This window comes from Caballeronia sp. LjRoot29 (assembly GCF_964252755.1).
Taxonomy (GTDB): domain Bacteria; phylum Pseudomonadota; class Gammaproteobacteria; order Burkholderiales; family Burkholderiaceae; genus Caballeronia.
On the sequence record NZ_CAXUPU020000002.1, the window covers coordinates 313,885 to 328,635 of the forward strand.

The following is a 14,751-nucleotide window of genomic DNA, read 5'->3' on the forward strand; positions in this document are numbered from 1 at the left end:
CTGATGCAGTTGGTAACGGATCATTTCAGCGGATACATCTTCGGGTGCTGTTTGGTACCCGTGCGCCCGCGTTCATCACGCTTCAGTCGATGCCCGGCGGATAGCCCGTTCCACCGCGCCGGTCTCGCCGTGCGGCACGAAGATATAACCCTGTCCCCAGACCGTCTGGACATAACGCGGGTCCGATGGATCGGCCTCCAGCAAGCGCCTCAGCCGCCATATCGACACATCCAGGCTACGGTCCCTGTACGTTCCGGCCTGACCACGCAGCTTCTCGTTCAACTGAGCGCGCGTGAGTACGACCATTTCGTTCTTCACGAAGATCTTCAGCGTCGCGAATTCGCCGGAACGTAATGGCACACGCTCGCCGTTGTGACGGAGCTCGCGCGCGGCGAAATCGACTTCGTAGGGGCCGAATCGAAAAGGCGGCCGGTCCTCCGGCGCGCCGGGCGACGCCGCGTCGCGACGTCTCAGCACCGTGCGGATGCGCGCAAGCAATTCGCGTGGATCGAAGGGTTTGGCGAGGTAATCGTCCGCGCCCAGCTCAAGGCCGATCACGCGATCGATAACATCGGAACGCGCTGTCAGGAAGATCACCGGGATGTCGTCGCCGGCCGCCCGCAGTTCGCGCAATGCACTGATGCCGTCCTGCTCGGGCATCATCACGTCGAGCACCACAATTGACGGCCGCTCGACGTCAAGACGTCGTTTAAGGCCTGTACCGTCGTGCAGCACCGAGACTGCCAGGCCGTTGCCTTGCAGGTATTCGCGAACGAGGTCGCGCACTACGGGGTCGTCGTCGACGAGAAGGACATGATGGGTCATGCGATTCATTCTAAGACGCCAAAGCGCCTTTTCGCGATACCGATTCCTTTCCGCTTCTTTCATCGAATTGCACGGCAAGCGATCGCTCAAATCTCCTGATCAAAGCGCTTGGCCGCCCGGGCCAACGCGCACGGGCTTTTCAAGCCGGTGCCGCCGGTCATTTTTGCGGCAGTTTCGGGTAAGAATCGGTAACGATCTTTGAGCCGATGAAAAACCGTAGTTTTCCTATGCCAGCTAAAATTTCACCATGACTACCTCTGTATTGATCGTCGACGACGACCTCGCGGTGTGCGACCTCCTGAGCCGCTTCCTGAAAGCACGCGGACTCGACGTTTCCGTCCTGCATGACGGCACCGACCTGCGCGGGCGGCTGGAATATGCACGTCCGTCCATCGTGGTGCTCGACATCATGATGCCGAACCTGGACGGCATCGCTGCGCTTCGCCAGGTGCGTGCCGCCGGTGACGACATCCCCGTGATCTTCGTGACCGCACGCGACAGCGTGACGGACAAGGTGGAAGGGCTGGAACTCGGCGCCGACGATTACCTCGCCAAACCCTTCGATCCGCGCGAACTGCTTGCCCGCATCGACACCGTGTTGCGGCGGCGCGCGCCCGCATCGACGGCGCGGCCGGAAGCCCGCGCGAGCGAACGCTTCGGCCGCTTCGAGCTGGACTTCGTGACGCGTGCGCTGGTGAGCGACAACGAGCGCATTCCGCTGCGCGACAGCGAATTCGCGTTGCTCAAAGTGCTGGTGCGGCATCCGTACAAAGTGTTGTCGCGCGTTCTTATCCACGATCTCGTGCATCGCGACGACAGCACGTTCAGCGATCGCAGCCTCGACGTGCCCATCTGGCGCTTGCGCCGGATTATTGAGGAAGATCCGGCCAGCCCGCGTCATGTGCAGACGGTGCGCGGCCAGGGTTACGTCTTCATTCCCGATCCCGACGGTGCGCGCAATATGAACTCGGCGGAGCAATCGGCGCCTCCCATGCCGGCACCCTCCGCGCCTGATCGCGCATCAACGGTATGAAACTTTTCGGCACGGCGCGGGATCACGATTCGCGCAGCAACCCACGCGTCTGGAATAGCGGCCGGTCAGGTCGCGGCAATCCGTTCAACACGCTGTTCGGGCGCATGGCGCTTATTTCGCTGGTCGTGCTGTTTGCCGTGCAGGCTTGCTGGTTCGCGGTGATCACCGTGCAGCGGCCGCATCACGATGCCGAAGGTTATGCGCGCGGCTTGATGCTGGTACTTGCCGCAGCCAATGACGACGCGCGCGAGGGCGTGCGGCTCGCGCCCGCGTTGAGCGTGCAATTGGTGTTGTCATCGAACCTGCCGGAAGGCATCACGTTGCGCGAGCCTGACAACGGTCCCGTCGTGCATTTGCTGCGTGAATTAAGGAACGTGTTGCCGCCGGGCACCCGGCTCGCCGTCGATGGTCCCAAGCACGCGCAGCGTCTCTGGGTCCGTTATCCGAACAGTCCGAACTGGATTGTGACGCCGGTCGACCTGCCGCCTGCACCGCCCATCATGATTGAATCGGTGGGAATGTTGCTGGCCGCCGTGATCCTTTCACTGGTCGCGGCGTGGCAATTGCAGCGGCCGTTGTCGCGCGTGGCGCAAGGCGCGCGTCAGTTCGGCGCGGGCGAGCGGCCGGTCCCGGTTGACGAGCGCGGACCGCGTGAGCTGCGCGACCTGATCCGCGCGTTCAACCAGATGATGCGGCGAATCAACGACGCCGACGACGAGAAAGCCGTGATGCTTGCCGGCATCGCGCACGACCTGAAAGCGCCGCTCACGCGCCTGAAATTGCGGGCGAGTGTGCTGGTCCAGGACGACGCTGAGCGCGCGCATTTCATTGGCGATATCGACTCGTTGACGCGCATCGTGCAGCAGTTCCTGGAGTTCGCGGCCAACGTGCCGACGAGCGGGCCGGCGATCAACGTCGACGATTTTCTTGCAGAGCAGTTTGCGCAGGACGAAGCAGGAGACACCCCGCTGTTCCGCCTCGACCTGGCCGCGGGTAATGCGTTCCAGTTGCCGCGTACCTTGCTGGATCGACTGGTGACCAATCTGGTCGACAACGCGCTGGAACACGGCGCTCCGCCCGTCGATATCACCACGGGCAAGCGCAACGGCGAGTGGATCATCACGGTCCGCGACTACGGCAATGGCATTCCGCCCGAGCGTCTGGACGATGCCCGCAAGCCGTTTGTCCGCCTGGACCCGGCGCGAGCGGGCGATGGTCATTGCGGGCTGGGACTCGCCATCGTAGGACGCCTCGCGCAGGAACTCGGCGGCCGCTGCGATATCGGCAACGCGTCAGACGGCGGCCTCATCGTGCGGATTGTCATTCCAATGGCCGAACCCATCCGTGCGGGTTGCGGCCCGGCTTTGCAGACTGCCCGCGTGCCCGAAGCCGTCATGGCTTCCTGAACACCGCCTGTTCGAGTTCATCGAAGTTGAATGGCTTCGGCAGCAAGGTCGCGCCGCTCAACTCGTCGCCAAGCTCGGCCGCAAGACTCGTCCCGTAACCCGATGCCAGCACCACACGCACGCGTGGCTGCACGCGCTGCATCGCGCGCGCCAGGTCGAGGCCCGACATGCCGGGCATGCGGACGTCGGTGAGCAGGACATCGAACAATTGCTGCGCGATCACGTCGAGTGCGGCCTGCGCGCTGTCCACCGACACCACGTTGGCGTCGAGCAATTCCAGGAGCTCGCGCGTTGCTTCGCGAGTGTTGGCGTCGTCCTCTACGATCAGCACGCGCAGCGGTTGAGACTCGGGCTGCACGTCGGGCGCGTCCGGCATATCGGGCGCTTCATACACCCGCGTGCGGAACATCCAGCGCACCTTGCGCGCCAGCGCATCGCGCCGATACGGCTTGCTGATCAGCGCCACGCCCGGATCGAGCCGGCCGCCATGCACGATCGCGTTTTCGGTATATCCCGATGTAAACAACACTTCGAGCGCCGACAGCATTTCCTTCGCGCGCCGGGCCAGTTCGACGCTGCGCATGGGTCCCGGCATCACGACGTCGCTGAACAGCAAATCGACGTGCACGCCGCTCTCCAGCACACTCAGCGCGCTCTGGGCATCCACGGCTTTCAGCACCTGGTAACCCAGCTGGGTCAGCATGTCCACGGCGGTCGCGCGAACGTTCGGATCGTCCTCGACCACCAGGATTGTTTCCGTGCCGCCCGTCACCGGATCGTTCGCGGCTTCCACGCGCACGGCCTCATCTTCCATCGATCGCGGCAGATACAGCTTGACCGTCGTACCGTGGCCCGGCTCGCTATAGAGCTTGATGTGGCCGCCGGTTTGTTTCATGAAGCCGTACGCCATGCTCAAGCCCAGGCCAGTGCCGCGGCCTTCAGGCTTGGTCGTATAGAACGGCTCGAAGACGCGCGCAAGGGTTTCCGGCGTCATGCCGCAACCCGTATCGGAGACGGCAACCATCACGTACTGGCCGCTCGCCAGGTCCTCGTGATAGCGCGTGTATTCGTCATCGAGCAACGCGTTGCCCGCTTCGATGGTCAGGCGCCCCGCGCCGTTCATCGCATCGCGGGCGTTGATCGCCAGATTCACGATCACGTTCTGCAAATGATTCGGGTCGGCAAGCGTGTTCCAAAGGCCGCCCGACACCACCGTTTCCAGTTCGATGGTTTCGCCGAGCACGCGGCGCAGCATGTCGTCGGAACTGCGCAGCAAACGCGAAATATCGAGCGCCACGGGTTCAAGCGGTTGCCGGCGCGCGAATGCCAGTAATTGCGATGCGAGCTTCGCGCCGCGCTCGACCGCTTCATGCGCGCTGGTGAGGCGCCGCGTCAGGGCTTCGTTGCCATTCGATTCCTGCACGGCGAGTTGCAGGTTTCCGCCAATCACCTGCAGCACATTGTTGAAATCGTGGGCTACGCCGCCGGTCAGCTTGCCGACGGCTTCCATTTTCTGCGATTGCGCCAGCGCAGCTGCCGTTTCGCGCTGTTCCGCTTCGATCGCCCCTAATGCCCTGGACGCCTCTTCAATACGTTCCTCCAATGTCTCCCGATGCTTTTCCAATGCTTCGCTCAAGCGCTTTTGCTCTTGCAGCGCGGCGTCGAGTGAACGCACGCCGAGCACGCGCTCGGTGATATCGCGGGAGATGGAGACAAACCACTCCACTCCGCCGGGTCCGGTCACCGGCGACACCGAGATGTCCCAGTATTTCGGCGTACCTTTCGCTGTCGGGCAAGGCGCTTCGAAACGCGAATGCCGGCCTTGCCGGGCGCCGTCCATTGCTTCGATCAGCAGATGCCGCGATTCCTCCGGCCACAGAGATGCCCACGACTTGCCCTTGAGCGGCGCGAAGTCATCGATTTCCATCAGGCAGATGCCGTTGGCGTTCATGAATTCGAGGGTTCCGTCGAGCCGCAGGATCTTGATGCAGTCCGTGCTGCCGTTCAGCACACTCAGGAAAAACCCGCCGGAATCGAGCGAAAGGGGCGGCGTGTTGTCGGGCTGGTGATCCGTCGCTGGCGCGCTTTCCGGCTCGGAAGCGGGCTCGGAAGCGGGCTCGGGCGCGGCCGGAATGGCGCCATGAAAACCGAACGGCTTGTCGGCGGGCATCAAGGGGTCTGGCTGCTGGACCGGCGCCGGGACGCTGTACGCACCCGTGTCGTCGAGACGTGCGATCACGGGATCGGGACTAGCGGAGTCGGTCATGAATCGGGCACTGGAGAGAGAACGGCGAGGGCAGCGCGAGGCGTTTTTCTAGTCGATGCGCTGCAACGTGATCGGGAATAGAAAGCAAGCACCGCGCCAGTGCAGGGAAACAAGGCCACATAGGACTGCGGGCATAGCTGAGGCTTATGCAGCATTTGCTTCATGCAACCACTGCCCCATGGCGTTCACACGACGCGTGTAAAAAGCAACCCGGCGACGGGTAGTTATTGCGTGGGTATCGCGTATTTATTGCGAAAATGACCTTTTCCCGGATGGCTTGAGCGTGATCGCGAAGACACCGGTACAGTCGATCACCACGCGAAATTTGCTGTCCGGACAGGGCATGAATTGATGGGGTTCGGGACGCACAGACATCACGACTATCGTGACAATGCGCGACCTTGAATCATGAAATGGCGGCGCCGTGCGCGCTTCTTGCTCACCCGGATACTTCGCTCCCCGGTTGCGCGGCGCCCGTCACGGCCGTCACGCCGGATCGCCGATCGACCATTTTCGTCAGGTCTTTTTCGACGCGCGTAATTCTCCGTCATGGATAACCCGCCGGGCGCACTGCGCCACGGCAACATGGAGACGCCTCATGCCTCAAGCCACGACGCAGGCCGTTCAGTCGCCGCGCTTTTCCTCCCCGTTTGCCGCAGCCGTACACGACGGCCTCACGCACGCGCCGCAAAAAGAATTGCCATCGATGTATTTGTATGACGAAGTCGGCTCCGCCTTGTTCGAAGTCATCACCGCGTTGCCGGAATACGGCGTAACGCGTGCAGAAGAGCGCGTATTGAATGCGCATGCCGCCGATATCGTGGCCGCGTTGCCGCGCAATGTGACTGTTGCCGAGCTCGGCAGCGGCAGCGGCCGTAAGACGCGGCGAATCCTGGAGGCGCTGTGCAAGAAGCGGCCGACCGAATACTGTCCGATCGAAATTTCGCCAACTGCATTGCAATTGTGCCGGCGGGAGTTGGGCGATATTGAACGGATTTCGATTGTGGGCTACGAGCGCGATTATCTGGCGGGGCTGGCGGAAGTCAGTGCCAACCGGAAGGACGGAGAAGTGTTGCTCGTCCTGTTTCTCGGCAGCACGATTGGAAATTTTGCGCGGCTGGCGGCTACGCGATTTTTAAAATCGATTCGCGGCATGCTCAAACCGGGCGATTCGTTGCTGCTCGGAATGGATTTGCTCAAGCCGCTGGAAGTGCTGATTCCGGCGTACGACGATCCGATTGGCGTGACGGCCGCGTTTAACCTCAATTTGCTTGCACGGATCAATCGCGAACTGGACGCGGACATTCCGCTGGACGCGTTCGAGCACGTGGCGCGCTTCAATCCCGACGCTCGCAGTGTGGAAATGCACTTGCGTGCGAAGCGCCCGGTGAAGGCAACGATTCGCGCGGCGGAATTGACCGTGGAATTCCTTCAGGGCGAGACGATCTGGACAGAGAGCAGCCATAAATATCTCGCCGGGGAGGTCGGGCCGTTAGCCGCGGATGCAGGGTTCGAATTTACGAGGCAGTGGCTGGACGACGAATGGGGATTTGCCGAGAGTTTGCTGGTGGCAAAGTAACGAGATTCGTTATCTCGCAATGGATGTGCGGCCGGAATTGAAGGCAGCGCATTGAGGCTTGTTTGAAGCCTTGATGCGCTGCCGTTTTTGATTCTGGCAACTTGCCACGACGCCACACGATGGATGGCGCAAGCCGCGCGTAGGACTGGCCGGCGACGCGAAGAAATGTAAAAAATCGAGTCGCGTGAAATTCTTCGGAACAATGATCAGCATGCCTTACTGATATGTTAATCTGATAACCCAACTTTCCCGGCTTCACCGATAAGACCGAAAACTTCGTTCACGTCTTTGAAGAACAATCAATGGACGATGAACGCCCCTTCGCAAGACCAATTTTCATACCTAAGCTTTACGCGTTGGTACGGTCACGTCCACTGCTACGCCAGTCCATTGTGTTGTCATCTTGGTGGCCCGTCCGGGCATGCCAAACGCGCTATGGACAATCGAACATTCACGCGGCGGCTCTATTTTTTGCGGACTACCCAAAATGATTGCGCCCGGCCACACCTTCGAAAACGGACCGGTATATCTGCTGCTGGGCGAGCACTGGAGTCGCCATCGCGGATATCCTGGAGGGACACTGGAAGGAGATCAAGCTGTCCACAAAAGCGCTCTCTCCGGGCAACGTGACAGCTGTATCAGCGTTTGTCGCACGGGTATTGACTCGTCGCGCCAAGATCCATTGTGAGTTCGCCAGCACGCGGGGGAAACACAAACCCATTGTGGTCAAAGGCGGAAACGGAAGTGTAGTGTTGGAGCCCATGGTCGACCGGAGTACTCGCGAATTCTACTATTCGGTCGTAACGGCCTTTAGAGATACAAATGCAAAGGGCCCCGAGATTGGGACCCTTTGATAGCTGGAAAACGGCAGGCGGAACACCCCCTTAGCACGAAGGTAGTCGGGGACTAGCGCGACTTTTTACACTGCGCTACCACTGCCTCAGAATCCCGGATGATTCTGTGCCCAATTGAGTAGACCCGTACGTTCCGGGAAGGCCCCCCGAAGGTTCTTGCAACCAGCTTTCGTAGCCTGGCGCCGTCACCCCCTGAGGTCAAGATTCGAGATTTTCCGACAGCCGGCGAAATAGTATTTTGTACTGGCTCAAAGGCGTTCAACTTAGGAAATACAGAGCCGAAACTCGTTCAGGTTCCACTCACAACAACCCCTTCAATGCTGCTCAAACCGTTCGAACCGCTTCTCGATATACCGCTCTTCGCTGACGAGATCCGTGACGCGCGCATGCGGCGGCCCTCGGCGCAGCCATTCAAGCATCAGGTCGACTTGATTCGCCGGTCCCTGGATCATGGCTTCAACCGTTCCGTCCTCCAGATTGGCCACCCAGCCGCGCACACCTAGCGCATGCGCCCGGCGCACGGTCGCATGGCGGAATCCTACTCCTTGCACCAAGCCCTTCAGGTGCACGTAATACGTTTCTATTCGAACATCCAGGTCTGGACTTGGCATGCTTGCTTCTCCCGATTAGTGCCGATTCGCCACGCCGCCAGATGAGTGCCAAAAGCACGCCCCGGCAAACGCCATCAGGCCGCATTTTAGACAAGACCGACAAAACCGGCAGTGCGCATGGGATTATCGAGATCATCCAGCACGAAGCCGCGACCAAAGCGCCGCTACGCCTTCACCCCAAACGAAACGGCTGAGCACCTTCGGATATGTCGCTACTCCCCCGCCGCGCGACCGCTTCGCGCGGCAACGTCACTTCGAATACCGTGCCGTTCTCTGCGTCGGAGCGTACTTCCACTCGGCCTCCGTGCATCTGAGCAATCTCGCGCGTGATGTAAAGCCCCAGTCCAAGCCCGCCCGTTTCCTGCTGCGGCCGCCCCGACCGATACGGCGCGAAAATGGTCGGCAATACATCGACGGGAATCTCGCCTGCGTTTTGCACGCTGATCAGGACGTCGTCGGGAGCGTCGCCGTTCAGGCGCACCTGAATAGCCGACCCTTCGCGTCCGTGCGTCAACGCGTTGCCGATCAAATTCGAAAACACTTGCGACAACAGATCGCCATCGCCCTGCAGCAGCGTGTCGCCATCGCGGAAAATGAAGATGCGTCCCTTACCCACCCGCGCTTCGTATTCTTCAACGATATTCTTCGCCAACGTCATCAACTCCACGGCCCGAGGCTGCAGCGTCACGCGCCCGCCACGCAGCCGCGCCAGATTGAGCAGCTGGTCGACCATGCGCACCATCCGCATGCCGCTGCTCTTGATACGCGTGCCGATATTCGCGACGTTTTCATCCGGCACGAACCGCGCAAGATATTCCGCCGATGCAATCACCGCCGACAAAGGCGTACGCAGATCGTGGCCGAGCACCGCCATGAGCATTTCGTTGGCATCGAGGAGTTGCTGCACCGTCGCCAGTTGCGTGGCGAGCTGCTGCTTCTGCTTCTCGATCTGGATGAACACATCCACCTTCGAATTCAGGATCCGCGAGTCGTACGGCTTGTACAGGAAGTCCACCGCGCCCGCTTCGTATCCGCGAAACGTGCGCCCGGTGTCCTGCGCGGTCGCCGTCAGGAAGATGATCGGCACATGCGCCGTACGCGGACTGCCGCGCATGAGTTCGGCCAATTCGAAGCCATCCATGCCGGGCATGTTGACATCGAGAATGGCGAGCGCGACTTCGTGCTTGAGCAAAAGCTCGAGCGCCGCCGGACCCGAGCTGGCCGCGAGCACCGAAATGTCCGGCCGCGCGAGCGAAGCTTCCAGCGCAGTGATGTTGTTCTGCACATCATCGACGATCAGGACGTAAATGGGCGGCCTGAGCGGCTGCCTGGCAGGTTGCCTGATGTGTTCCATTAGCGGAGTTCCATTAGCGTGTCGGCTCCAAGTCAACCGCGTTGGCGGCGCGTGCCCGCCACCATGGCGCCCAAACGCGCGGTCATGACGTCGAGTGTAAGAATGTCGTGCACGCCGCCGCGCGCGATGGCGCCAAGCGGCATGGCGCTAGCCACCGCGGTTTGCGGTTCCTGCACCCAGCAGCGCCCGCCTGCCCGCGAGATCGCGACCAGTCCGCGCGCGCCGTCGTCGTTGGCACCGGACAACACGACGCCAAGCAGCGTATTGGCGAAACAGAGCGCCGCCGATTCAAACAACACATCCACCGACGGCCTCGAAAACCGCACGGGCGGATCGACGGAAAGGGAGATCGTGCAGTCGGGCTCGACCAGCATGTGATACCCCGGCGGCGCCACATAGATCGTGCCCCCGGCGATCTCGTTCTTGTCGTCAGGCTCGACGACCGGCAGCTTGCAACGCGCGGCAAACAGCGCGGGCAGCAAGCTGGGCGGATCACTCCTGACATGCACGACCACCAGCACGGCTGGGCGGAAATTGGCCGGCAGCGCAGGCAGGAGATGGTTCAACGCCTCGACGCCGCCGGCCGATGCCCCAATCACGACGGCATCGATTGCATCAAGGTAATCGGTCGACGGTGTCATCGTTAGACCTTTTGATACAAACGCTCGCGCGCATCGAAATCAGCAAAACTGCCTGCGTGTTTTGAGAACCGCAGGCTCTCCTTGCTGCCCAGCCCGAGAAATCCGCGCCGGACCAGTGAATCGCTGAACAGTCCCAGCGCGCGGTCCTGCAACGCTCGGTCGAAATAGATCAGCACGTTGCGGCAAGACACGAGATGCGCTTCGAGAAACACGCTGTCGGTGGCGAGACTGTGATCGGCGAACACCACGCGCGACTTGAGCGTCTGCGAAAATTTCGCGGCGCCATACGCTGCGTGGTAGTAGTCGGAGAGCGAGCGTTTGCCTCCCGCCGCCAGATAATTCTGGCTGAAACTGGCCAGCCGATCCAGCGGGTAAATGCCATTCTCGGCCTGGCGCAAGGCGTCGGCGTTGATATCGGTGGCGTACAAAACCGTACGTTCCGCAATGTTCTCTTCAGCGAACAGAATGGCGAGCGACCACAATTCCTCGCCGCTACTGCACCCTGCCACCCACACCTTGATGGATGGATACGTCTGCAGGATCGGCACGACCTGTTCGCGAATCGCGCGGAAGTACGGCGGGTCGCGGAACATCTCGCTGACCTGCACCGTCAGGTACTGGAACAAACGCGAGAACAAGGTGGCGTCCCGGAGAATGCGCTCCTGCAATTGCGACAGCGTCGAAAAGCCCAGGTCGTGCAGCGCCTGCGTCAGGCGCCGGCGCAGCGAACTCACCGAGTAGTGACGGAAGTCGTGCTGATACTTCATATAGACGGCTTCGAGCAGCAGCTTCAACTCGATGTCGAAGACCGCCTCTTCCGTGTCCTTCAGGGTTCGATGTGGCATGGCGAATCCTGGCTATCGTTGGCGTAACCATACTCGACACAGCGACACCAGCTTGTCGACATCGATTGGCTTTGAAATATAGTCGTCCGCGCCCGCTTCCAGGCACTTCTGGCGATCGCTCGCCATCGCTTTCGCGGTCAGCGCGATGATCGGCAGCCGCGCATGTTCGGGGTTCTTGCGGATCTCGGTCATGGCGGTGAGCCCGTCCATTTCCGGCATCATGATGTCCATCAACACGAGATCGATGTCCGGATGTCGCGCAAGCGAATCGAGCGCCTCGCGGCCATTGCGCGCGATTTCAAGCTTCGCCCCCAGCGGTTCGATCACATGCGACAGCGCGAAGATATTGCGGACATCGTCTTCGGCCAGCAGGATCGTGCGGCCTTCGAACACGTCGTCGCGCTGGCGGGCCGCGCGCAACATGCGCTGCTGCTCGGGCGGCAACGCGCTCTCCACGCTGTGCAGGAACAACGTCACTTCATCCACCAGACGTTCCGGTGACTTCGCGCCCTTGATGATGATCGACTTGGAATAACGACGCAGCCGCTGCTCCTCATCCGGCGACAACACACGCCCCGTATACACGATCACCGGCGGCGACGCATGCTCCTGCACCGTCGATACCCGTTCCAGCAAGTCGTAACCCGAACCATCCGGCAAGGCCAGGTCCATCACGATGCAGTCGAAGTTCACGTGGTTCATCTGCTCGAGTGCTTCTGCAATCGTACCGGCTTCCACGATCTCGACCGTCGCGCTTTTCAGCAGCGCGTGGATGCTCTGGCGCAACGCGGGGTCGTCCTCGACCACGAGCACGCGCCGCGTGCCTTGTGCCGAACGCGCTTCGAGCTTGCGGATCGCGCTCGCCAGCGTATCGCGTGCGCTCGGTTTGAGCGTGTAACCAATCGCGCCGAGATGCAGCGCGACATCGGCATGATCCGTCGATGAACAGATGTGAATCGGGATATGGCGCGTCAGCGGATCGTGCTTGAGCCATTCGAGCACGGTCAGGCCCGACTGGTCGGGCAAGCCGACGTCGAGCAGGATGCCGTTGGGCTGCAAAGTGCGGGCGAGTTCGACGCCTTGTGTCGCGGTGGTCGCGTGCACGAAGTCGAATTCAAGTTCATGCGCGAGGTCGTGCAGGATGTGCGCAAAACGCAAGTCGTCTTCAATGGCCAGGATCACGCGATCCGGGCGCTTGCGGTTGGCGCGGTCATCGGGAATGGGCTGCGGCGCCGGGAAGTTCGCGTTCGGCGCGCGCCAGGACGAAGGCTCGGGAGTAGGCGCAGCCGATGCCATTGCCACAAGGTGCGCGGGCGCGTGGTTCTGCACGAGCGCGGCGCTTTCGTTCGCGGCCGCGGCCATGGGCAAATCCGCCGGTGCATCGTTCGCCGCGGCAGTCTCCGGCTCGCTCATATGCCCGATCACATCGAGCTTAGCCGTGACCGTGCCTTCACGAACAGCTAGCGGCAGCGTGACTGAAAACACGCTGCCCTTGCCCGGCTCGCTCGACACGCTCACTGAACCGCCCAGCAGCCGCGAGAATTCCCGCGATATCGACAGACCCAATCCGCTGCCGCCGTACTTGCGGCTGGTCGTGCCATCGGCTTGCTGGAAGGCCTGGAAAATGAGGTCCTGCTTGTCGCGCGGAATGCCGATGCCCGTATCGCGCACATCGAAGCGCAGCGCATTTTCCCGGTTGTCCGCCTCGTGCACCGAAACGGTCACCTGACCGTGCTCGGTGAACTTGAACGCATTCGACAACAAGTTGCGCAGGACTTGCTGAAGCCGCTGGTTGTCCGTGACGAAATATTCCGGCACGCCTTCCGCGCGCTCCGTCACGAACTTCACGCGCTTCGAGTCTGCGACTGGTGCGAACGATTGCCGCAACGACTGCAACATCCCGTCGATAGCAACCGGCGCGAACTGCACGTCCATCTGCCCCGCTTCGACCTTCGACAAGTCCAGGATGTCGTTGATGAGCGACAGCAAATCGCTGTTCGACGAATGAATAGTCGCGGCGTAACGCACCTGTTCGTCGGAGAGATTGCCGTGTTTGTTGTCCTGCAAAAGCTTCGCGAGGATCAGCGAGCTGTTCAGCGGCGTGCGCAACTCGTGCGACATGTTCGCCAGGAATTCCGACTTGTACTGACTCGCGCGCTCCAGCGCCAGCGCGTTCGATTCCAGTTCCTTTTGCGCGCGCACCAGTTCCGTTTTCTGCCGTTCGAGATGCTGCGTGTATTCCTCGAGATGCACGTTCGTCTGCTCGAGCTCCGCCTGCTGCGTTTCGAGCCGCGCCTGCGTTTCCATCAACGCACGGCCGCGCTCCTCGAGCTCTTCATTCGATACCCGCAACTCTTCCTGCTGAACCTGCAATTCCTCGCTCTGGCGCTGCGTTTCCTCCAGCAACTCCACCATCCGCGAACGATACTGCGCCGAACGCAGCGCCATGCCCATCGCTTCAGCGGCGTTTTCGAGCAGCTCGCGGGTATCGTCCACCGCGTTTTCATCGCCGATAAAACCGACTTCCAGCACGCCTGTCACGTCGCCATCGGCCATCATGGGCGCGACCACGCAGTGGCTCGCAGGCGCCGATGCCAGCGCCGAGCCCACCCTCAGGAAGTCCGATCCCGCGCCCTTTACCTCGATCGCCCGCTTCTCGTCGAGCACTTGCCCGAGCAATCCCTGACCCCGCTCGATACGCTGTGGCACGTCGCTTCCGGCAGGCAGCGCCCACGCTGCAATACGCTCGAGCGCATTGCCTTCACGGCTGTACAACACGGCGACATGCGCCCCGACGTACGGCACGAGCGAGCGAAGAATGCCGTCACCAACGGCAGCAGGGACGAGATCGCCGCGCATCTGCAGGCCGATCTGGACTTCGCCCTGCTTGAGCCACGCGCTGCGTTGCAGGTTCAGCCGCGTTTTGATATAGAGATGCCCCACGGCGGCGAGCACGAACATCACGATTACGCCGATCACGCGGTTGAGTTGCAACACGACCGGGCCGGTGAGCGCGTCGGCGTTCGAAAGGATATAACCCGTGAACGTCAGCACGGAGGCCAGGCCGGCCGTGATGAACGGCACGTTGGGCCGGTCGACCCACATGCAAAGCGCGACCGGCAGCATGTAGAACACCCAGATGGCCACGCGCAGCGGCGTGAGCCAGTCGACCGCAAATACGATCAGGAGCAACATCGCGATCGCGAAGTACAGCCACACGGATCGATTTCGACTGTCTATGAACATTGGCTGAAGACTTTTCTTTAAATTTCGGTGACGGTGAACCTAAACAGCACCGGACCATAGCACGAGCCGCAAGCCCTTGTCACATATGGGT

The 14,751-nt window shown here is 61.3% G+C and carries 10 protein-coding genes; 3 read left to right on the forward strand and 7 right to left on the reverse strand.

Annotated features, from left to right (window positions below; all coding sequences use genetic code 11):
- Positions 1-75 precede the first annotated feature (75 nt).
- Positions 76-825 (reverse strand): response regulator, encoded by a 750-nt coding sequence (locus ACSQ83_RS03555; RefSeq protein WP_436227233.1) that lies wholly within the window; start codon positions 823-825, stop codon positions 76-78.
- 247 nt (positions 826-1,072) lie between these two features.
- On the opposite strand from ACSQ83_RS03555, the gene ACSQ83_RS03560 reads away from it, so the two are divergent.
- On the forward strand, positions 1,073-1,858 hold the full coding sequence (locus tag ACSQ83_RS03560; RefSeq protein ID WP_414951910.1) for a response regulator: 786 nt from the start codon (positions 1,073-1,075) through the stop codon (positions 1,856-1,858).
- A 104-nt stretch (positions 1,859-1,962) separates the two neighbouring features.
- Complete coding sequence (locus ACSQ83_RS03565) at positions 1,963-3,264, forward strand: ATP-binding protein (RefSeq protein WP_414967733.1); 1,302 nt, start codon at positions 1,963-1,965, stop codon at positions 3,262-3,264.
- Here the strand turns inward: ACSQ83_RS03565 and ACSQ83_RS03570 are convergent.
- Positions 3,251-5,530: a response regulator gene (locus ACSQ83_RS03570; RefSeq protein ID WP_436227234.1), complete on the reverse strand. Its 2,280-nt coding sequence runs from the start codon at positions 5,528-5,530 to the stop codon at positions 3,251-3,253. The genes ACSQ83_RS03565 and ACSQ83_RS03570 overlap by 14 nt on opposite strands.
- A gap of 598 nt (positions 5,531-6,128) precedes the next feature.
- On the opposite strand from ACSQ83_RS03570, the gene egtD reads away from it, so the two are divergent.
- Entirely contained in the window at positions 6,129-7,109 is a 981-nt protein-coding gene (egtD, locus tag ACSQ83_RS03575; protein WP_414951908.1) for an L-histidine N(alpha)-methyltransferase, read from the forward strand.
- A gap of 1,168 nt (positions 7,110-8,277) precedes the next feature.
- Here egtD and ACSQ83_RS03580 read toward each other — a convergent pair.
- The 5 genes from ACSQ83_RS03580 to ACSQ83_RS03600 form a co-directional block, all read right to left on the reverse strand.
- A complete protein-coding gene (locus tag ACSQ83_RS03580; protein WP_414951907.1) occupies positions 8,278-8,574 on the reverse strand; it encodes an acylphosphatase in 297 nt (98 codons plus the stop codon).
- Positions 8,575-8,746: 172 nt separating this feature from the next.
- A complete protein-coding gene (locus tag ACSQ83_RS03585; protein ID WP_436227235.1) occupies positions 8,747-9,928 on the reverse strand; it encodes a hybrid sensor histidine kinase/response regulator in 1,182 nt (393 codons plus the stop codon).
- A 32-nt stretch (positions 9,929-9,960) separates the two neighbouring features.
- Positions 9,961-10,569 carry a chemotaxis protein CheB gene (locus ACSQ83_RS03590; RefSeq protein ID WP_414951905.1) on the reverse strand — a complete coding sequence of 203 codons (609 nt, stop codon included), beginning with the start codon at positions 10,567-10,569 and terminating at the stop codon, positions 9,961-9,963.
- Positions 10,570-10,571: 2 nt separating this feature from the next.
- Entirely contained in the window at positions 10,572-11,414 is an 843-nt protein-coding gene (locus ACSQ83_RS03595) for a CheR family methyltransferase (RefSeq protein ID WP_414951904.1), read from the reverse strand.
- 12 nt (positions 11,415-11,426) lie between these two features.
- Positions 11,427-14,609, reverse strand: a complete 3,183-nt coding sequence (locus tag ACSQ83_RS03600; protein ID WP_414967734.1) for a hybrid sensor histidine kinase/response regulator — start codon at positions 14,607-14,609, stop codon at positions 11,427-11,429.
- Between the last annotated feature and the right edge of the window lie 142 nt (positions 14,610-14,751).